The organism is Stutzerimonas kunmingensis, assembly GCF_014764705.1.
Classification (GTDB): Bacteria; Pseudomonadota; Gammaproteobacteria; order Pseudomonadales; family Pseudomonadaceae; genus Stutzerimonas.
The window spans coordinates 13,510-34,784 of sequence record NZ_JACXXG010000038.1; the positions used below are offsets into that span (position 1 = coordinate 13,510).

Consider the following 21,275-nt stretch of genomic DNA (forward strand, 5'->3'; position numbering starts at 1 on the left):
CCATTTCAGAGCGTTACACGACTAAAACTCTCAGGTTTTAGCCGAGGCTGATCTGCACTTCCACACCAGCCGCAAGATCGAGCTTCATCAGCGCATCGACGGTTTTGTCGGTCGGCTGAACAATGTCCAGCACACGCTTGTGGGTTCGAATTTCATACTGATCGCGCGCGTCTTTATTGACGTGCGGGGAGACCAGCACAGTGAACCGCTCTTTGCGGGTTGGCAGCGGAATCGGACCACGCACCTGAGCACCAGTACGTTTCGCGGTTTCCACGATTTCCTGGGTTGATTGATCGATCAGGCGATGGTCAAAAGCCTTCAACCGAATACGGATTTGTTGGTTTTGCATTTTGACCTCAGACTCCAAGTAGCCACCCTACCAGGCGCAATACCCCCGGTAAAAGGAGGCGCAATTGTACGGATGCGCCCATAGGGTGTCAATAAATGATCAACAATAGAAAAAGGCCCCCGAGGGGGCCTTTTTCATCATCGTCAATTATTACTCGACGATCTTGGCAACCACGCCGGCACCAACGGTACGACCACCTTCGCGAATCGCGAAGCGCAGGCCGTCTTCCATGGCGATCGGCTTGATCAGGGTGACAACCATTTTCACGTTGTCGCCCGGCATTACCATCTCAACGCCTTCCGGCAGCTCGCACGAACCGGTCACGTCGGTGGTACGGAAGTAGAACTGAGGACGATAGCCCTTGAAGAACGGGGTGTGACGACCACCCTCTTCCTTGGACAGAACGTACACTTCGGCTTCGAACTTGGTGTGCGGCTTGATAGTGCCCGGCTTGGCCAGAACCTGGCCACGCTCGACGTCATCACGCTTGGTACCACGCAGCAGAACGCCGCAGTTCTCACCGGCACGACCTTCGTCGAGCAGCTTGCGGAACATTTCGACACCGGTACAGGTGGTCTTGGTGGTATCACGCAGACCAACGATCTCGATTTCTTCCTGAACCTTGACGATGCCGCGCTCAACACGACCAGTCACAACGGTACCGCGACCGGAAATGGAGAACACGTCTTCGATCGGCATCAGGAACGGCTTGTCGATGGCGCGAACCGGCTCAGGGATGTAGGTATCCAGAGTCTCGACCAGCTTCTTGACCGCAGTAGTGCCCAGCTCGTTGTCATCTTCGCCATTCAGCGCCATCAGCGCGGAACCGATGATGATCGGCGTGTCGTCACCAGGGAAATCATAGGTCGACAGCAGATCACGAACTTCCATTTCGACCAGCTCGAGCAGCTCGGCGTCGTCGACCATGTCGGCCTTGTTCAGGAACACGACGATGTACGGAACACCCACCTGACGGGACAGCAGGATGTGCTCGCGAGTCTGCGGCATGGGGCCGTCAGCAGCGGAGCAAACCAGGATCGCACCATCCATCTGGGCTGCACCGGTGATCATGTTCTTCACATAGTCAGCGTGACCCGGGCAGTCAACATGCGCGTAGTGACGGACATTGGAGTCGTACTCTACGTGAGCGGTGTTGATGGTGATACCGCGAGCCTTCTCTTCCGGCGCGCTATCGATCTTGTCGAAGTCGACACGAGCGGAGCCGAAAACTTCGGAGCACACGCGAGTCAGAGCAGCAGTCAGAGTGGTCTTACCATGGTCGACGTGACCAATGGTGCCGACGTTGACGTGCGGTTTGTTACGTTCGAACTTTTCCTTAGCCACGACAGTAAACCTCTTACTTAAAGGGCTGAATCAACCTTGTTTTTTGACGAGCGTCTCGACGATATTCGCCGGCGCCTCAGCGTATTTGGAGAATTCCATGGAGTAGCTCGCGCGACCCTGAGACATGGAACGAACGTCGGTTGCATAACCGAACATTTCCCCAAGCGGAACCTCGGCACGGATAACCTTGCCGGAGACCGAGTCTTCCATACCCTGGATCAGACCACGACGACGGTTCAGGTCACCCATTACATCGCCCATGTAGTCTTCAGGGGTCACTACTTCAACCTTCATGATCGGCTCAAGCACTTTACCGCCGCCCTTACCGGCCAGCTGCTTGGTCGCCATGGAAGCTGCAACCTTGAACGCCATCTCGTTAGAGTCGACGTCATGGTAGGAACCATCGAACACGGTAGCCTTCAGGCCGATCAGCGGATAGCCGGCGACAACGCCGTTCTTCATCTGCTCTTCGATACCCTTCTGGATCGCCGGGATGTATTCCTTCGGAACCACACCACCTACCACTTCGTTGGTAAACACCAAGCCTTCAGTGATATTGCCCTTTTCATCCACGTCTGGAGTGGAGAAACGGATCCAGCAATGACCGAACTGGCCGCGACCACCGGACTGACGAACGAACTTACCTTCGATCTCGACATTGTCCTTGGTGATAGTTTCGCGGTAAGACACCTGCGGCTTGCCGATGTTGGCTTCGACGTTGAACTCGCGACGCATACGATCGACAAGGATGTCGAGGTGAAGCTCACCCATGCCCGAGATGATGGTCTGACCGGTTTCTTCGTCAGTCTGAACACGGAACGATGGATCTTCCTGAGCCAGCTTGCCCAGCGCGATACCCATCTTCTCCTGGTCAGCCTTGGTCTTCGGCTCAACGGCTACCGAAATTACCGGCTCAGGGAAGTCCATGCGCTCGAGAATGATCGGCTTGTCGATCGAGCAGAGCGTGTCACCAGTGGTGACATCCTTCATGCCGATCAGAGCAGCAATATCACCCGCGCGACACTCCTTGATCTCTTCACGCTGGTTGGCGTGCATCTGCACCATCCGACCCACGCGCTCCTTCTTGCCCTTGACCGAGTTCATCACCGAGTCACCGGAAGAGAGAACGCCGGAGTAGACGCGAGCGAAGGTCAAGGTACCGACGAAGGGGTCGGTAGCGATCTTGAACGCCAGAGCGGAGAAAGGCTCTTCATCGTTGGCGTAACGCTCATCGGTCAGCTCTTCGTTATCCGGGTTTACGCCCTGGATTGCGGGAATTTCAGTCGGCGCAGGCAGGAAGTCGATAACGGCGTCGAGAACCAGAGGCACGCCCTTGTTCTTGAACGAGGAGCCACAGACCGCAGGAACGATTTCACATGCAATGGTGCGCTGACGCAGACCAGCCTTGATCTCTTCGACGGTCAACTCACCACCTTCGAGATACTTGTTCATCAGCTCTTCATTGGCCTCGGCCGCAGCCTCGATCATGTTCGAGCGATATTCTTCGGCGAGATCCATCAGCTCTGCCGGAATTTCTTCCTCACGGTAGCTGGTGCCCTTGTCCTCATCGTTCCAGTAGATGGCCTTCATCTTGATCAGATCGATCTGACCTTCGAAGTTCTCTTCGGAACCAATGGCGAGCTGAACCGGCACCGGAGTGTGACCCAGGCGCTGCTTGATCTGGCCGACGACACGCAGGAAGTTGGCGCCCTGACGGTCCATCTTGTTCACGTAAACGATACGCGGCACACCGTACTTGTTGGCCTGACGCCATACGGTTTCGGACTGCGGCTCAACGCCGGAGGTACCACAGAACACAACCACAGCACCATCGAGAACGCGGAGCGAGCGCTCCACCTCGATGGTGAAGTCAACGTGACCAGGTGTATCGATGACGTTGACGCGGTACTTGTCGTACTGACCGCGCGAACCCTGCCAGAAGGTCGTTACAGCAGCAGAGGTAATGGTAATACCACGCTCCTGCTCCTGAACCATCCAGTCGGTAGTCGCTGCGCCGTCGTGCACTTCACCCATCTTATGGCTGAGGCCGGTATAGAACAGAATCCGCTCCGTGGTGGTGGTCTTGCCCGCGTCTACGTGGGCACAGATACCGATGTTACGGTAGCGGTTGATAGGGGTAGTACGGGCCACAATAAGGTCCTCGTAAAAGTTGCGCTTGATTTAGAAGCGGTAGTGCGAGAAGGCCTTGTTGGCTTCAGCCATACGGTGGACATCTTCGCGCTTCTTGACTGCAGCGCCCTTACCTTCAAAAGCATCCATCAACTCGCCAGCAAGGCGCAGCGCCATGGATTTCTCGCCACGCTTACGCGCGGCATCTACCAGCCAGCGCATGGCCAGCGCATTGCGACGGGAAGGACGAACTTCGACCGGAACCTGATAGGTAGCACCGCCAACACGGCGGGACTTGACTTCGACCAGCGGAGCGATGGCATCGAGTGCTTTTTCGAAGATTTCCAGGGGATCGCTGTTCTTGCGTTCCTTCACCTTGTCCAAGGCACCATAAACGATACGCTCGGCAACGGCTTTCTTGCCGCTTTCCATCACGTGGTTCATGAACTTGGCCAGGATCAGACTTCCGTATTTCGGATCGTCAAGGATCTCGCGCTTGGCTGCTACACGACGTCTTGGCATTGATAAGCCCTCAAACGGTCTTCAGGTTAGCTCGGAACGGTAACGCGCGGGCTACGTCCGACCTTACTCTTATCGACTCAAATAAATAGAAATGCTGCTTACTTCGGACGCTTGGCGCCGTACTTGGAACGACCCTGCTTACGGTCTTTCACGCCGGAAGTATCCAGCGAGCCGCGCACGGTGTGGTAACGCACACCCGGAAGGTCTTTTACACGACCGCCACGGATCAGCACTACGCTGTGCTCTTGCAGGTTGTGACCTTCACCGCCGATGTACGAGGCGACTTCATAGCCATTGGTCAGACGAACACGGCACACTTTACGCAGTGCGGAGTTCGGTTTCTTCGGCGTGGTGGTGTACACACGAGTGCACACTCCACGACGTTGCGGGCAGTTTTGCAGCGCAGGGACGTCGCTTTTCTCGACGACCCGCTTACGCGGCTGACGTACCAGCTGGTTGATAGTTGCCATCTACTAGCTCCACTGTTGTCTTTCGACACAAACGAAAAATGGCAGGGCACGAAGCCCCGCCAAATTAGGGGTACGAGAGTCTAAAGAGCTTCTCGCCCACCGTCAAGGCAGGCCCCGGCTTGTAACCGAGGCCAAGCACTTTAGTTACCGCTGGAGTTCAACGCCTCGGTCAGAGCTGCTTCGACCTCATCGGCGCTCACACGAACGGGCTTGTCGGCTTCACGCTTGCGCTTACGCTCGCTGTGATACTGCAGGCCCGTACCAGCTGGAATCAGGCGACCCACGACTACGTTCTCCTTGAGACCGCGCAGATAATCGCGCTTGCCAGTAACGGCAGCCTCGGTCAGAACACGCGTTGTTTCTTGGAACGACGCCGCAGAAATGAACGACTCGGTCGACAACGATGCCTTGGTGATACCCAGAAGAACGCGGACGTACTTGGAGACGAACTTGTCGTCGTCGCTCAAACGCTCGTTTTCTTCCAATACCTGGGTCAGCTCCATCTGGTCACCCTTGATGAAGCTGGAATCGCCCGACTCACTGATCTCAACCTTGCGCAGCATTTGCCGCAGGATGGTCTCGATGTGCTTGTCGTTGATCTTCACACCTTGCAGACGGTACACGTCCTGAATTTCATTGACGATGTACTTGGCCAGCGCACTGACACCCAAGAGACGAAGGATGTCATGCGGGTTGCTCGGGCCATCAGAGATGACCTCGCCCTTGTTCACCTGCTCGCCTTCGAAGACGTTGAGGTGACGCCACTTCGGAATCAGTTCCTCGTACGGATCGCTGCCGTCTGTAGGCGTGATCACCAGGCGGCGCTTGCCCTTGGTTTCCTTACCGAAGGAAATCGTACCGCTGATTTCCGCCAGGATGGACGGCTCCTTCGGACGACGTGCTTCGAACAAGTCAGCAACGCGCGGCAGACCACCGGTGATATCGCGGGTCTTCGAAGTTTCCTGCGGGATACGTGCGATGACGTCACCCACGTTGATCTCGGCACCGTCAGCCACACCCACCAGGGCGTTAGCCGGCAGGAAGTACTGAGCAGGCACGTCGGTACCCGGCAGCAGCAGCTCCTTGCCATTGGCGTCGACCATCTTGATCGCTGGGCGAATGTCTTTGCCCGATGCCGGACGGTCCTTCGGATCCATCACTTCGATGTTGGTCAGACCGGTCAACTCGTCGGTCTGGCGCTTGATGGTGATGTTCTCTTCCATGCCGACGAAGGTCACGACACCCTTCATCTCGGTGACGATCGGGTGAGTGTGCGGGTCCCACTTGGCGACCACAGCACCAGCATCGACCTTGTCGCCTTCCTTGACGGAAATCACCGCGCCGTACGGCAGCTTGTAGCGCTCGCGCTCACGACCGAAGTCGTCGGCCACCGCCAGCTCACCGGAGCGGGATACCGCCACCAGCGCACCATCGGCACGTTCAACGTGTTTCAGGTTATGCAGACGAATGGTGCCGCCGTTCTTCACCATGACGTTGTCGACAGCAGAAGTACGGCTGGCCGCACCACCGATGTGGAACGTACGCATGGTCAGCTGAGTACCCGGCTCACCGATGGACTGCGCAGCGATAACGCCCACTGCCTCACCGATGTTCACCTGATGCCCACGGGCCAGGTCGCGGCCGTAGCACTTGGCGCAGATACCGTAGCGGGTTTCGCAGGAAATCGGCGAACGCACGACCACTTCGTCGATGCTGTTCAGCTCGATGAAGTCGACCCACTGCTCGTCGACCAACGTACCAGCCGGTACCAGTACATCATCGGTGCCCGGCTTGAGCACGTCACGCGCGATCACGCGGCCAAGTACGCGCTCACCCAGCGGTTCGACGACGTCACCGCCTTCAATGTGCGGGGTCATGAACAGGCCCTGCTCGGTACCGCAATCCACTTCGGTAACGACCAGATCCTGCGCGACATCAACCAGACGACGGGTCAGGTAACCAGAGTTCGCGGTTTTCAGGGCGGTATCCGCCAGACCTTTACGCGCACCGTGAGTGGAGATGAAGTACTGGAGTACGTTCAGACCTTCACGGAAATTCGCGGTAATCGGCGTTTCGATGATCGAGCCGTCCGGCTTGGCCATCAGACCACGCATACCGGCGAGCTGACGAATCTGCGCAGCGGAACCCCGCGCGCCCGAGTCGGCCATCATGTACATCGAGTTGAACGAGTCCTGCTCGGCTTCGTTACCATCACGATCAATGACCTTCTCCTTGGAGAGGTTGGCCATCATCGCCTTGGAGACTTCATCGTTGGCCTTGGACCAAAGGTCGATCACCTTGTTGTACTTCTCGCCCTGGGTTACCAGGCCGGAAGCGTACTGGCTTTCGATCTCCTTAACTTCCTCGGTTGCCGCATCGATGATGCGTGCCTTCTCATCCGGAATGACGAAGTCATTCACGCCGATGGAAACACCGGAGATAGTCGAGTAGGCGAAACCGGTGTACATCAGCTGGTCGGCGAAGATCACAGTGTCCTTCAGGCCAACAGTGCGGTAGCACAGGTTGATCAGCTTGGAGATTGCTTTCTTCTTCATCGGCTGGTTGACCACGTCGAACGACAGGCCGGCCGGCACGATCTGGAACAGCAGCGCGCGACCCACAGTGGTGTCGACGATACGGGTGTTCTTGGTGATGCTGCCGTCACGATCCTTGATGGTTTCGTTGATGCGCACCTTCACCCGGGCGTGCAGCGACGCTTCGCCGGCGCGGAAGACACGGTCGACTTCCTGCAGATCCGCGAAGACCCGGCCTTCCCCCTTCGCGTTGATGGCTTCACGGGTCATGTAGTACAGACCCAAAACCACGTCCTGCGACGGAACGATGATCGGCTCGCCGTTCGCTGGCGAAAGGATGTTGTTGGTCGACATCATCAGCGCGCGCGCTTCCAGCTGGGCTTCCAGGGTCAGCGGTACGTGCACGGCCATCTGGTCACCGTCGAAGTCGGCGTTGTACGCGGCGCAGACCAGCGGGTGCAGCTGAATCGCCTTGCCTTCGATCAGCACAGGCTCAAACGCCTGGATACCCAGACGGTGCAGGGTCGGTGCGCGGTTGAGCAGGACGGGGTGTTCGCGAATGACTTCGGCGAGAACGTCCCAGACCTCGGGCAGCTCGCGCTCGACCATTTTCTTGGCCGCCTTGATGGTGGTGGCCATGCCGCGCATTTCGAGCTTGCCGAAAATGAACGGCTTGAATAGCTCGAGAGCCATCTTCTTCGGCAGACCGCACTGATGCAGACGCAGAGTCGGGCCCACGGTGATCACGGAACGACCGGAGTAGTCCACGCGCTTACCGAGCAGGTTCTGACGGAAGCGACCCTGCTTACCCTTGATCATGTCAGCCAGGGACTTCAGCGGGCGCTTGTTCGAGCCGGTGATGGCTCGACCGCGGCGGCCGTTATCCAGCAACGCATCGACGGCTTCCTGCAGCATGCGCTTCTCGTTGCGCACGATGATGTCCGGCGCCGACAGGTCGAGCAGACGCTTCAAACGGTTGTTACGGTTGATCACGCGGCGATACAGATCGTTGAGATCCGAAGTCGCGAAACGACCGCCATCCAGCGGAACCAACGGACGCAGATCCGGCGGCAGTACTGGCAGCACGGTGAGGATCATCCACTCCGGCAGGTTGCCCGAGCCGTGGAACGCTTCCATCAGCTTCAGCCGCTTGGAGAGCTTCTTGATCTTGGTTTCGGAGTTGGTCTGCGGGATTTCCTCGCGCAGGCGACCGATTTCGTGCTCCAGGTCGATCTGGATCAACAGCTCGCGCACAGCCTCGGCACCCATGCGGGCATCGAAGTCGTCACCGAACTCTTCCAGCGCTTCGAAGTACTGCTCGTCATTAAGCAGCTGACCCTTTTCCAGGGTAGTCATGCCCGGATCGATGACGACATAGCTTTCGAAATAGAGCACGCGCTCGATGTCGCGCAGAGTCATGTCCAGCAGCAGACCGATACGGGACGGCAGCGACTTCAGGAACCAGATGTGGGCGACCGGCGAAGCCAGCTCAATGTGCGCCATGCGCTCGCGGCGTACCTTGGCCAGTGCGACTTCCACACCACACTTCTCGCAGATGACACCGCGGTGCTTGAGGCGCTTGTACTTACCGCACAGGCACTCGTAGTCCTTTACCGGACCAAAGATCTTGGCGCAGAACAGACCGTCGCGCTCCGGCTTGAACGTACGGTAGTTGATGGTTTCCGGCTTCTTTACTTCACCGAAGGACCAGGAACGGATCATCTCGGGCGAAGCCAGGGCAATCTTGATGGCATCGAACTCTTCGATTTGACCCTGGTTTTTCAACAGATTCAGCAAGTCTTTCAAGGCCTTTCCTCCTCACGGACCTGCGACACCCGGCCAGTGCCGGGCGCCGCGCAGGCGGTGCGTGGTTATTCGGTTTCCAGATCGATATCGATACCGAGCGAGCGGATCTCTTTGATCAACACGTTGAAGGACTCCGGCATGCCGGCCTCCATACGGTGATCGCCGTCCACGATGTTCTTGTACATCTTGGTCCGCCCGTTCACGTCGTCCGACTTGACCGTGAGCATTTCCTGCAGGGTGTACGCGGCGCCATAGGCTTCCAGCGCCCAGACCTCCATCTCCCCGAAGCGCTGACCACCGAACTGCGCCTTACCACCCAGCGGCTGCTGGGTAACCAGGCTGTAGGAACCGGTGGAACGCGCGTGCATCTTGTCGTCGACCAGGTGGTTCAGCTTGAGCATGTACATGTAGCCGACCGTGGTGGTGCGCTCGAATTTGTTGCCGGTACGACCGTCGAACAGCTGCATCTGACCGCTTTCTGGCAGATCAGCCAGCTTCAGCATGGCCTTGATCTCGCGCTCCTTGGCTCCGTCAAATACCGGAGTAGCCATCGGAACGCCCTTGCGCAGGTTGTTGGCCAGGTCCAGCACTTCCTGATCGCTCAGGTCGTCCAGATTTTCCTGACGGCCGCCGATCTCGTTATAGATCTCGTGCAGGAACTTGCGCAGCTCGGCGACCTTGCGCTGCTCTTCGAGCATCAGATTGATCTTCTCGCCCAGGCCCTTGGCGGCGAGGCCCAGGTGGGTTTCGAGGATCTGACCGACGTTCATACGCGACGGTACGCCAAGCGGGTTGAGCACGATGTCGACCGGCGTGCCGTTGGCGTCATGCGGCATGTCTTCGACCGGCATGATGACCGAGACGACACCCTTGTTACCGTGACGACCAGCCATCTTGTCGCCCGGCTGGATGCGACGCTTGATCGCCAGGTAAACCTTGACGATCTTCAGTACGCCCGGCGCCAGGTCGTCGCCCTGCTGCAGCTTGCGCTTCTTGTCTTCGAACTTGTCGTCGAGCAGCTGACGGCGATCGGAGATGTAGGCCTGAGCCTTTTCCAATTGCTCGTTCAGCGCATCTTCGGCCATGCGCAGCTTGAACCACTGCCCATGCTCCAACCCATCAAGGATCTCGTCAGTGATGACAGCACCTTTCTTGAGGCCGGCACCGCCCTCGGCAGTCGCGCCAACCAGAGCCGAGCGTAGGCGTTCGAAGGTAGCGCCTTCGACGATACGGAACTCCTCGTTGAGGTCCTTGCGGATCTCGTCGAGTTGCATCTTCTCGATAGCCAGCGCACGGGAGTCGCGCTCGACACCGTCGCGGATGAAGACCTGCACGTCGATAACGGTACCTTTGGTGCCAGTCGGCACACGCAGGGAGGTGTCCTTCACATCGGACGCCTTCTCACCGAAGATCGCGCGCAGGAGCTTCTCTTCCGGAGTCAGCTGGGTTTCGCCTTTCGGAGTCACCTTGCCGACCAGGATATCGCCCGGGCCGACTTCGGCACCAACGTAGACAATACCCGCCTCGTCCAGCTTGTTCAGCGCAGCTTCGCCCACGTTCGGGATGTCCGCGGTGATTTCCTCTGGACCGAGCTTGGTGTCACGCGACACACAGGTCAGTTCCTGGATATGGATAGTGGTAAAACGATCTTCCTGAACCACACGCTCCGATAGGAGGATGGAGTCTTCGAAGTTGTAGCCGTTCCAAGGCATGAACGCGACGCGCATGTTCTGCCCGAGCGCCAACTCACCCATATCAGTGGAAGGGCCGTCCGCCATGATGTCGCCACGCTCCACCACGTCACCCTTGCGAACCAGAGGACGCTGGTTGATGCAGGTGTTCTGGTTGGAACGGGTGTACTTGGTCAGGTTGTAGATGTCGACACCCGCTTCGCCGGTCTCGACCTCCCCATCATGAACACGTACGACTACACGGCTCGCGTCGACTGAATCGATCACACCGCCACGACGGGCAACCACGCAAACGCCGGAGTCGCGAGCCACGTTGCGCTCCATACCAGTACCGACCAGCGGCTTGTCCGAACGCAGAGTCGGCACCGCCTGACGCTGCATGTTCGAGCCCATCAGAGCGCGGTTGGCGTCGTCGTGCTCGAGGAACGGAATCAGCGAGGCAGCGACGGAAACGACCTGCTTGGGCGACACGTCCATCAGGGTCACGTCTTCCGGAGCCTTGACGGTAAATTCGTTCAAGTGACGTACAGCAACCAGTTCGTCGACCAGCTTGCGACCTTCCAGCTTGGCGCTGGCCTGAGCGATAACATGGTCGGCTTCTTCGATCGCCGAGAGGAACACGATCTCATCAGTGACCTCGCCTTCCTTGACCACGCGGTACGGGCTTTCCAGGAAGCCGTACTGGTTGGTGCGAGCATAGGCAGCCAGTGAGTTGATCAGGCCGATGTTCGGACCTTCAGGAGTCTCGATCGGGCATACGCGACCGTAGTGGGTCGGGTGTACGTCACGCACTTCGAAGCCGGCGCGCTCACGGGTCAGACCACCCGGGCCAAGTGCGGAGACACGGCGCTTGTGGGTGATTTCCGACAGCGGGTTGTTCTGGTCCATGAACTGCGAAAGCTGGCTGGAACCGAAGAACTCCTTGACCGCCGCCGCAACCGGCTTGGCATTGATCAGGTCCTGCGGCATCAGGCCTTCACTTTCGGCCATCGACAGACGCTCCTTGACGGCGCGCTCGACACGGACCAGACCAACGCGGAACTGGTTCTCGGCCATCTCGCCAACGCAACGAACACGACGGTTACCCAGGTGATCGATGTCGTCAACGATGCCCTTGCCGTTACGAATATCGACCAGGGTCTTGAGGACGGCGACGATGTCTTCGCGGCTCAGAACGCCCGAACCCTCGATCTCGGTACGACCGATACGACGGTTGAACTTCATCCGACCCACAGCGGACAGGTCGTAGCGCTCCGAGGCGAAGAACAGATTGTTGAACAACGTCTCGGCTGCATCCTTGGTTGGCGGCTCGCCAGGACGCATCATGCGATAGATCTCGACCAGCGCTTCAAGCTGGTTGGTGGTCGAGTCGATCTTCAGCGTATCGGAAATGAACGGACCGCAGTCGATATCGTTGGTGTACAGGGTCTCGAAACGAACGACCTGAGCCTTGACGATCTTCGCCATGGCATCAACCGTCAGCTCGGTGTTGCACTCCGCGATGATTTCGCCGGTGGCCGGATGCACGATCGCCTTGGCAACGGTGCGCCCCAAGACGTAGTCCATCGGCATCTCAAGCTCTTTGATACCGGACTTATCGAGCTGATTGATGTGACGCGCCGTGATGCGACGCCCCTGCTCGACGATGACCTTGCCGTTCTCATCCTTGATGTCGAACGTGGCGATCTCGCCACGCAGACGCTGCGGCACCAGCTCCAACGCAAGGGTTTCGCCCTTCACATGGAAGATGTTGGTGTCGTAGAAGGCATCGAGAATTTCTTCGGTGCTGTAATTCAGAGCACGCAGAAGTACCGAAGCGGGCAGCTTGCGGCGACGATCGATACGGACGAATACGGCATCCTTCGGATCGAATTCGAAGTCCAGCCAAGAGCCACGGTAAGGAATGATACGAGCAGAATACAAAAGCTTACCGGAGCTGTGAGTCTTGCCACGGTCGTGATCGAAGAACACGCCCGGCGAGCGGTGCAGCTGGGAGACAATAACGCGCTCGGTACCGTTGATGATAAAGGTACCGTTCTCGGTCATCAGGGGGATTTCCCCCATGTAGACTTCCTGCTCCTTGATGTCCTTGATGGCCTTGTTCGACGACTCTTTGTCGAAAATGATCAGGCGCACCTTGACGCGCAGCGGAACGGCGAAGGTCACGCCGCGCAGGACACATTCCTTGACATCGAAAGCCGGCTCGCCCAGGCGATAGCCGACGTATTCCAGCGCTGCATTGCCAGAATAGCTGATAATCGGGAAAACGGATTTGAAGGCTGCATGCAAGCCAATGTCACGGAACTGATCTTTGGTCGCTCCCGCCTGCAGGAATTCGCGGTACGAATCCAGCTGGATGGCCAAAAGATACGGCACGTCCATCACGTGCGGTAACTTGCTAAAGTCCTTGCGGATACGTTTTTTCTCAGTGTATGAGTAAGCCATCAGCGTTCCCCAGCTTGGTCACCTGCTTGTTGGCTTCTCCCGACGGGAGCAGCCAGAAAATCTTGCGAATCCCTTGATTCGCACCACCCTAAAGTGGCTTTCCGAGGAATAGCCAGCAGGGCTGACTTTCCATAACGGAAAAAGGCCGGTGGCAAAAGCCACCAGCCATCAGCCTTTCGCGAGTCGCTCGGGCTGTAGACGCAAAGTCGTCGCTTACTTGAGCTCGACTTTGGCGCCTGCTTCTTCCAGAGTCTTCTTGGCTGCTTCGGCTTCTTCTTTCGAAACGCCTTCCTTGACCACGCCCGGGGCGCCGTCAACGACAGCCTTGGCTTCTTTCAGGCCCAGACCGGTCAGCTCGCGAACAGCCTTGATCACGTTGACCTTCTTTTCGCCAGCTTCAGCCAGAACGATGGTGAACTCGGTTTGCTCTTCGACAGCAGCAGCCGCCGGGCCAGCAGCAGCAACGGTGGCAGCAGCAGCGGTCACGCCGAACTTCTCTTCCATTGCCTTGATCAGTTCAACAACCTGCATCACGGACATTTCGGAAACGGCGTTGATGATATCTTCGTTGGTCAGAGCCATGACTCTAGTTCCTGTATTAGGTGACGGCCTACGGCCATCTAATTCAAAAAGTGATTGCGAAAGAATCTACGCCATTACGCGGCAGCAGCTTCTTTCTGATCGCGAACGGCCGCCAGTGTACGAGCCAGTTTGCTGGTGGCGCCTTGGATAACGCTCATCAGCTGAGAAATGGCTTCGTCGTAGGTCGGCAGAGTTGCCAATACGTCGATCTGGTTGGCTGCGAGGAACTGCCCCTCGAACGCAGCGGCCTTGATCTCGAACTTGTCCTGACCCTTGGAGAACTCCTTGAAGATACGAGCAGCAGCGCCCGGATGTTCATTGGAGAACGCAATCAGGGTCGGGCCTTTGAACACGTCGTTGAGCACTTCGAACTGCGTGCCATCAACAGCGCGGCGCAGCAGGGTGTTACGTACAACACGCACGTAAACACCAGCTTCGCGGGCCTCTTTACGGAGTCCGGTCATGGCCCCCACGGTCACGCCACGGGCATCAGCCACGACAGCGGACAGGGCGGCTTTGGCAGCCTCGTTGACTTCAGCGACGATGGCCTTCTTGTCTTCGAGTTTGATTGCCACGGGTTACACTCCTGGATGTTACCGTTTCATCCGGTCGAAACCGGACTGGATTTGGTGTCTGATTCGGTACGAATCGGGAGCACCTCTGCGTAGGCTTGCGGTTTAAGGCTTTCGCCGCCTACGGTCTTGGATAGCCCCCGCCAGGCAGGGACCCCAATCTTTGCAGGCGCCCTCGAAGGGGCGCCGTCGCCTTACGCTTCCAGGGAAGCCTGATCGATGACCAGTCCCGGACCCATGGTGGTGCTCAGGGTCACGCGCTTGACGTAAATACCTTTGGAAGTCGACGGCTTCAGACGCTTAAGATCCGAAAGCAGCGCTTCGACGTTCTGCTTCAGCTGGCCAGCCTCGAAACCAACCTTACCCACCGAGGTATGGATGATGCCGTTCTTGTCGGTACGGAAACGTACCTGACCAGCCTTGGCATTCTTGACGGCGGTAGCGACATCTGGAGTTACGGTGCCTACCTTCGGGTTTGGCATCAGACCACGCGGACCAAGAATCTGGCCCAACTGACCAACAACACGCATGGCGTCCGGCGAGGCGATGACTACGTCATAGTTCAGATCGCCACCTTTCATTTCGGCAGCCAGCTCGTCCATACCAACGCGATCTGCGCCAGCGGCCAGTGCGGCTTCAGCACCGGGACCCTGAGTGAACACGGCAACACGAACGCTCTTGCCAGTACCATTCGGCAGAACGGTTGCGCCACGAACGACCTGGTCGGATTTACGCGGATCAACACCCAGATTGATCGCGATATCGAACGACTCGGCGAACTTAACAGCCGAAACCTCAGCCAACAGCTTTGCGGCATCTTCGAAAGCGTACTGCTTGCCGGCTTCGACTTTCTCGGCGATAGCCTTCTGGCGCTTGGTCAACTTAGCCATTACACACCCTCCACGTTCAGGCCCATGCTGCGAGCGGAACCAGCGATGGTCCGAACAGCAGCCTCCATTTCGGCAGCAGTCAGATCAGCCTGCTTGGTTTTGGCGATCTCTTCCAACTGCGCACGAGTGACGGTGCCGACCTTCTGGGTGTTGGGGCGAGCGGAACCGCTGGTGATACCAGCAGCTTTCTTCAGCAGCACCGCAGCCGGAGTACTCTTGGTTTCAAAGGTGAAGCTACGATCGCTGTATACAGTGATGATCACTGGAGTTGGCAGACCGGGCTCCTGGCCCTGGGTCCTGGCATTGAATGCCTTGCAGAACTCCATGATGTTTACGCCGTGCTGACCCAAGGCAGGACCAACGGGCGGCGACGGGTTAGCCTGACCGGCCTTTACCTGAAGCTTGATGTAAGCTTGAATTTTCTTAGCCATAGTTACTCCATTACGGGTTATAGCGCCTTTCGGCTCCCCATTACTGATTTATCCCAGTGACGACAAAACCCCGCAGCCTGAAACTGCGGGGTGAGGGATGCTTCGTTCAGTTAAACCTTCTCGACCTGACTGAACTCCAGCTCTACTGGCGTAGAGCGACCGAAGATCAGAACCGCAACCTGGATCCGACTCTTCTCATAATTAACCTCTTCAACCACACCATTGAAGTCAGCGAAGGGGCCATCCGCCACCCGCACCACCTCACCCGGCTCGAAGAGCGTCTTCGGCTTCGGCTTGTCACTTCCGTCAGCAACGCGACGAAGGATAGCCTCGGCCTCTTTATCGGCAATGGGTGCCGGCTTGTCAGCCGTACCACCAATGAAACCCATTACTCGAGGAGTATCCTTGACGAGGTGCCAAGTACCCTCACTCATTTCCATCTGAACCAAAACGTAACCAGGGAAGAACTTTCGCTCACTCTTGCGCTTCTGCCCGTTACGCATCTCGACCACCTCTTCGGTGGGAACGAGAATCTCGCCGAACTCATCTTCCATGCCGGCAAGCTTGACACGCTCAACAAGAGAGCGCATGACGTGCTTCTCGTAACCCGAGTAAGCATGCACAACATACCAACGCTTAGCCACGAGACACCCTTAACCAACAACCATGGAGACCAACCAACCGAGCAGGGAATCAAGCCCCCACAACAGCAGCGCCATCACCAAAACAACAACAACAACGATCAACGTTGTCTGCGTGGTTTCTTGACGGGTCGGCCAGACGACCTTGCGAATTTCGCCACGCGCTTCTTTCAGCAACACAGCGAACGAACGCCCTTTGGACGTCTGCAAAGCAACAAACGCAGCAACTACGCCAATCGCCAGCACTGCAAGGACACGATAGAGAATCGGCTCAGCGGAGTAGTATTGGTTACCAACCACAGCAACCACCACCAAAGCAGCCACAACAAGCCACTTCACCAGATCGAAGCGCGCGTCATTGGCTTCAGCTTTGATATTCATCTGCTAGAACCTTGTAAAGACTGCCAAATTCGATATTGAAAATGGCAGGCCAGGAGGGAATCGAACCCCCAACCTGCGGTTTTGGAGACCGCCGCTCTGCCAATTGAGCTACTGGCCTAGAAAGAGTCAGGCCGACTATTATGCCGACCCGCTTCAAACAGATCAATCGTTATTCGACGATCTTGGCAACCACGCCGGCACCTACGGTACGACCACCTTCGCGAATTGCGAAGCGCAGGCCGTCTTCCATGGCGATCGGCTTGATCAGGGTGACAACCATTTTCACGTTGTCGCCCGGCATTACCATCTCAACGCCTTCCGGCAGTTCGCACGAACCGGTCACGTCGGTGGTACGAAAGTAGAACTGCGGACGATAGCCCTTGAAGAACGGAGTGTGACGACCACCCTCTTCCTTGGACAGAACGTACACTTCGGCTTCGAACTTGGTGTGCGGCTTGATGGTGCCCGGCTTGGCCAGAACCTGGCCACGCTCGACGTCATCACGCTTGGTACCACGCAGCAGAACGCCGCAGTTCTCACCGGCACGACCTTCGTCGAGCAGCTTGCGGAACATTTCGACACCGGTACAGGTGGTCTTGGTGGTATCACGCAGACCAACGATCTCGATTTCTTCCTGAACCTTGACGATGCCGCGCTCAACACGACCAGTCACAACGGTACCGCGACCGGAAATGGAGAACACGTCTTCGATCGGCATCAGGAACGGCTTGTCGATGGCGCGAACCGGCTCAGGGATGTAGGTATCCAGAGTCTCGACCAGCTTCTTGACCGCAGTAGTGCCCAGCTCGTTGTCATCTTCGCCATTCAGCGCCATCAGCGCGGAACCGATGATGATCGGCGTGTCGTCACCAGGGAAATCATAGGTCGACAGCAGATCACGAACTTCCATTTCGACCAGCTCGAGCAGCTCGGCGTCGTCGACCATGTCGGCCTTGTTCAGGAACACGACGATGTACGGAACACCCACCTGACGGGACAGCAGGATGTGCTCGCGAGTCTGCGGCATGGGGCCGTCAGCAGCGGAGCAAACCAGGATCGCACCATCCATCTGGGCTGCACCGGTGATCATGTTCTTCACATAGTCAGCGTGACCCGGGCAGTCAACATGCGCGTAGTGACGGACATTGGAGTCGTACTCTACGTGAGCGGTGTTGATGGTGATACCGCGAGCCTTCTCTTCCGGCGCGCTATCGATCTTGTCGAAGTCGACACGAGCGGAGCCGAAAACTTCGGAGCACACGCGAGTCAGAGCGGCAGTCAGAGTGGTCTTGCCATGGTCGACGTGACCAATGGTGCCGACGTTGACGTGCGGTTTGTTACGTTCGAACTTTTCTTTAGCCATCGAGACCGTCTCCCATCGTTGAATTGAGCTAGTCACGCCACCATTAAAACAAAGGCAGATATATACATATCTGCCTTTGGAGTTTGGAGCTCATGAGCGGATTCGAACCGCTGACCTCACCCTTACCAAGGGTGTGCTCTACCAACTGAGCTACATGAGCGAATCGCATTGCGCAACCACCGAAGCTGGAGCGGGTAGCGGGAATCGAACCCGCATCATCAGCTTGGAAGGCTGAGGTTCTACCACTAAACTATACCCGCGAACGCCGAAGCCTACGCTTGAATCTGGTGGAGGGGGAAGGATTCGAACCTTCGAAGTCTATGACGTCAGATTTACAGTCTGATCCCTTTGGCCGCTCGGGAACCCCTCCAAAGTGAGGCGGCATTTTCATCACTTGCCACCCTACTGTCAAGCTTTTCCTCATAAAAATCTTGAGGTTAGCTTTACTGACAGCCGCCTTGCCAAGGAATCTTGGATTCCCCACGGCGAAGCGGGCGCCATTCTATTTAAACTATTGAGAAGATGCAATGCCAGTGCAGGGCATATGGCGAAATTGCAGGGCAGGCATGTCTGCTTTCAAGCTTCCCATGACCCCATCACCCAATTGATCACGACTAGCGGCGCTCACCTGCACCCAGTATTTGGAGTGCATCCTCGGCAACTCACGCACCAGCGCCGAATAATCAACCTCGCTTAAGCGCGCCACTACGCCCTCTGCCGAATCCTTTCGGGAGAAGATGCCCAGTGAAATGCCATTAGCCAAGTCACCAACGGTAATGATGTAGCTGTCAATATTACGGCTTTGCAACTCGCGCAATTGCCGCAGGGAAGCCTGCCTGGAAGCGAGCGGCGGCAGATACACCCAATAATCCACGCCGACCTCGCTATCTATCCGTCGTATTTCCGACTGGATATCCAAGCTCAAAAGCCGCTGCTCCAAGGAAAGCGCAGGCGACTCCTCATCGAAGCCACCCAGAAATAGGCAGCCACCGCCGGACGACGCCGGCTGCCCAGCGTCTTTACGGCTCGAAGGAGAGGATTCACTAAGCAGAGTGATGTTGGGCTTCGGCCGGTCATAAGCATCAAGAGGCACCACCTCCTTGATGCGCACGGGTGACTGATACTGATGCTGCACCCAGAAGAATACGTTCAACAGCACCAACAGGAAAAATAACCAACGCATGCAGGCTCGACCTTCTATGTGACGCTAGGGACAAGCAATCGCCAGCCCGCGAAAGACCAGATCCGGAACCCGCCTAACCCCGACCATATCGTCGATCAGCGTTGCGTCGCCACCGGTGGAGTAGATTACAAAGTCAGCCCCCAGATAGTCGCTGGCCGCCAGGACTTGCGAAGCAACAAAACTACGCAGCATCAGAAAGCAACCCCGCTCAACCGCCTGGACGGTGCTTCGCCCAGGCGCAGGCTCACCTTGCATCATTGGAATTTCTTCTGCCGTATAGCTGATGCGTCGGGTATGGGTAGTCAACTGCTGCCTAAGGAGAGAAATCCCTGGGCAAATGTAGCCCCCCAGATGGCCGCCCTCTGCATCAACGAAGTCAACCGTGACCGCCGTCCCCAGGTCGATTACCACCATTGCCCGGCGCTCCAACTGGAACGCGCCAACCATGGCCAACCAACGGTCCATCCCTAAACGGTCGTACTCGAGGTACCCGTTCACTACGCCACCAAGCCGAGGCGCTGGTAGAGCGCGCTGTACGTCAATGAACAATGCACTGGAGATGCACGAACACAGCTCTTCAGTCTCGAGATCGCTACGAACGCTGACTAGCCGCGCACGCTCAATCTTTACGCCAGTCAGGCCAGAGAGCGCACTAAGGAGGTCCACGGCCGATACAGAAGCGCCCTGAGCCGCAACATCACCGCTTACTTGCAACACCCGCCATTTGATCAAGCTATTGCCACAGTCGAGCTCGAGAATCATTGATCAAGCCTCAAACTTAGCTCACCACCACTGAAGGAGCGCACACCCCCATCAATCATCATCCTGAGCCCGCCTTGATCATCGACGCCCAAGACCGTGCCCGAGCAATCTTGAGACCCGGTACTCAGCGTGCATTTCAGGCCTTGCCAGACATGGTTAGCTTCCCACTCACCCTTCATCGCGGCAAACCCGACCTGGGCATGCCGCTCCAAATTTTGTCTAAGGGTGGCGGCCAATATCAGCAGCAACTCGTTTCGATCAACCATACCTGCATGCTCTTTAACGGATGTCCAAAGCTGATCTATTCCCGCCGCCTCAATCATATTGACATTGATGCCGATGCCGATAATTACGTGACATACATCCGCCGGGTCGCCAGTCAGCTCAAGCAGAATCCCTGCGATCTTGCGGCCATCAACGTATACGTCGTTAGGCCACTTGACGCCCGCTTGCGAGATGCCGACTTGATGTAGCACCTGCATTACCGCCAGCCCGACCACCAGACTCATACCAGAAAGCTGACTAGCACCGCCCTGCACCTTTATAGCCAAGCTGCAATAAAGGTTCTGCCCGAAAGGACTCACCCAACTACGACCGCGCCGCCCTCTACCAGCAGACTGAGCCTCTGCAAGAACCAAAAAAGGAGGTGGCACGATCTGCAGGAGCCGCAATGCCTGAGCATTAGTAGAGTCAATCGAGTCGTAAAGATGCAGCGACCACCCAATCTGCTCCAGTTGCGGCGCGAGCGCCTCATGATTGAGCAGCGAAAGAGGTTCCGCCAAGCGGTACCCACGCCCGGGGACTTTATAGAGGTTAAGCGCTGCGTCAGCCTGAATACGTTGCAGGTGCTTCCAGACCGCACTGCGACTTATGCCGAGCGCCTCCCCCAGTTCACGCCCCGAATGAAAGCGCCCATCCTGAAGCAACGTTAACAGCCTATACATGCCACCCCCAAAAGAGGCCGAATGATAGCGACACCAACGACAGGTGCCTATCACAGTCTTTAAATCGCCCAAAAGCAAACCCCCGACCAGCTTACGCGGGTCGGGGGTTTGGGAAAGGAGCTTGACGATGACCTACTCTCACATGGGGAGACCCCACACTACCATCGGCGATGCGTCGTTTCACTACTGAGTTCGGGAAGGGATCAGGTGGTTCCAACGCTCTATGGTCGTCAAG

The 21,275-nt window shown here is 57.2% G+C and carries 17 protein-coding genes, 4 tRNA genes and 1 rRNA gene; all 22 read right to left on the bottom strand.

Going from position 1 to position 21,275, the window contains the following annotated elements:
- Positions 1–37: 37 nt before the first annotated feature.
- Complete coding sequence (rpsJ, locus tag IEG05_RS20160; protein WP_003186070.1) at positions 38–349, bottom strand: 30S ribosomal protein S10; 312 nt, start codon at positions 347–349, stop codon at positions 38–40.
- Positions 350–499: 150 nt separating this feature from the next.
- Positions 500–1,693 (bottom strand): elongation factor Tu, encoded by a 1,194-nt coding sequence (gene tuf, locus IEG05_RS20165; protein ID WP_014821633.1) that lies wholly within the window; start codon positions 1,691–1,693, stop codon positions 500–502.
- 30 nt (positions 1,694–1,723) lie between these two features.
- Positions 1,724–3,844 carry an elongation factor G gene (gene fusA, locus IEG05_RS20170; protein ID WP_041015124.1) on the bottom strand — a complete coding sequence of 707 codons (2,121 nt, stop codon included), beginning with the start codon at positions 3,842–3,844 and terminating at the stop codon, positions 1,724–1,726.
- A 30-nt stretch (positions 3,845–3,874) separates the two neighbouring features.
- Positions 3,875–4,345 carry a 30S ribosomal protein S7 gene (gene rpsG / locus IEG05_RS20175; RefSeq protein WP_003280834.1) on the bottom strand — a complete coding sequence of 157 codons (471 nt, stop codon included), beginning with the start codon at positions 4,343–4,345 and terminating at the stop codon, positions 3,875–3,877.
- A 98-nt stretch (positions 4,346–4,443) separates the two neighbouring features.
- Complete coding sequence (rpsL, locus tag IEG05_RS20180) at positions 4,444–4,815, bottom strand: 30S ribosomal protein S12 (RefSeq protein ID WP_003280832.1); 372 nt, start codon at positions 4,813–4,815, stop codon at positions 4,444–4,446.
- Between the two features lie 140 nt (positions 4,816–4,955).
- Positions 4,956–9,155, bottom strand: coding sequence for a DNA-directed RNA polymerase subunit beta' (gene rpoC, locus IEG05_RS20185; protein ID WP_014821635.1), 4,200 nt, complete (start codon positions 9,153–9,155; stop codon positions 4,956–4,958).
- Between the two features lie 65 nt (positions 9,156–9,220).
- Positions 9,221–13,291: a DNA-directed RNA polymerase subunit beta gene (gene rpoB, locus IEG05_RS20190; protein WP_014821636.1), complete on the bottom strand. Its 4,071-nt coding sequence runs from the start codon at positions 13,289–13,291 to the stop codon at positions 9,221–9,223.
- Positions 13,292–13,504: 213 nt separating this feature from the next.
- The gene (gene rplL / locus IEG05_RS20195) at positions 13,505–13,873 is read right to left on the bottom strand and encodes a 50S ribosomal protein L7/L12 (protein ID WP_003293014.1); all 369 of its coding nucleotides are present in this window, start codon (positions 13,871–13,873) and stop codon (positions 13,505–13,507) included.
- A gap of 74 nt (positions 13,874–13,947) precedes the next feature.
- Positions 13,948–14,448: a 50S ribosomal protein L10 gene (gene rplJ, locus IEG05_RS20200; RefSeq protein ID WP_003280824.1), complete on the bottom strand. Its 501-nt coding sequence runs from the start codon at positions 14,446–14,448 to the stop codon at positions 13,948–13,950.
- 191 nt (positions 14,449–14,639) lie between these two features.
- Positions 14,640–15,335 (bottom strand): 50S ribosomal protein L1, encoded by a 696-nt coding sequence (gene rplA, locus IEG05_RS20205; protein ID WP_023445635.1) that lies wholly within the window; start codon positions 15,333–15,335, stop codon positions 14,640–14,642.
- On the bottom strand, positions 15,335–15,766 hold the full coding sequence (gene rplK / locus IEG05_RS20210; RefSeq protein ID WP_003280820.1) for a 50S ribosomal protein L11: 432 nt from the start codon (positions 15,764–15,766) through the stop codon (positions 15,335–15,337). Before rplK ends, rplA begins: the two co-directional genes overlap by 1 nt.
- A 110-nt stretch (positions 15,767–15,876) precedes the next feature.
- Positions 15,877–16,410 (bottom strand): transcription termination/antitermination protein NusG, encoded by a 534-nt coding sequence (nusG, locus tag IEG05_RS20215; RefSeq protein ID WP_191122625.1) that lies wholly within the window; start codon positions 16,408–16,410, stop codon positions 15,877–15,879.
- 9 nt (positions 16,411–16,419) lie between these two features.
- Positions 16,420–16,788 (bottom strand): preprotein translocase subunit SecE, encoded by a 369-nt coding sequence (gene secE, locus IEG05_RS20220; RefSeq protein ID WP_014821639.1) that lies wholly within the window; start codon positions 16,786–16,788, stop codon positions 16,420–16,422.
- 42 nt (positions 16,789–16,830) lie between these two features.
- Positions 16,831–16,906: transfer RNA gene (locus IEG05_RS20225), tRNA-Trp, on the bottom strand.
- 51 nt (positions 16,907–16,957) lie between these two features.
- Complete coding sequence (gene tuf / locus IEG05_RS20230; protein ID WP_014821633.1) at positions 16,958–18,151, bottom strand: elongation factor Tu; 1,194 nt, start codon at positions 18,149–18,151, stop codon at positions 16,958–16,960.
- 84 nt (positions 18,152–18,235) lie between these two features.
- Positions 18,236–18,311 (bottom strand) — tRNA-Thr (locus tag IEG05_RS20235).
- A 26-nt stretch (positions 18,312–18,337) separates the two neighbouring features.
- Positions 18,338–18,411 (bottom strand) — tRNA-Gly (locus IEG05_RS20240).
- A gap of 25 nt (positions 18,412–18,436) precedes the next feature.
- A tRNA-Tyr gene (locus IEG05_RS20245) sits at positions 18,437–18,521 on the bottom strand.
- A 141-nt stretch (positions 18,522–18,662) separates the two neighbouring features.
- Positions 18,663–19,334: an SPOR domain-containing protein gene (locus IEG05_RS20250; protein ID WP_191122626.1), complete on the bottom strand. Its 672-nt coding sequence runs from the start codon at positions 19,332–19,334 to the stop codon at positions 18,663–18,665.
- A gap of 24 nt (positions 19,335–19,358) precedes the next feature.
- Complete coding sequence (locus IEG05_RS20255) at positions 19,359–20,096, bottom strand: type III pantothenate kinase (protein WP_041015744.1); 738 nt, start codon at positions 20,094–20,096, stop codon at positions 19,359–19,361.
- Positions 20,093–21,040: a bifunctional biotin--[acetyl-CoA-carboxylase] ligase/biotin operon repressor BirA gene (gene birA, locus IEG05_RS20260; protein WP_191122627.1), complete on the bottom strand. Its 948-nt coding sequence runs from the start codon at positions 21,038–21,040 to the stop codon at positions 20,093–20,095. Before birA ends, IEG05_RS20255 begins: the two co-directional genes overlap by 4 nt.
- A gap of 119 nt (positions 21,041–21,159) precedes the next feature.
- Positions 21,160–21,275 (bottom strand): 5S ribosomal RNA (gene rrf, locus IEG05_RS20265).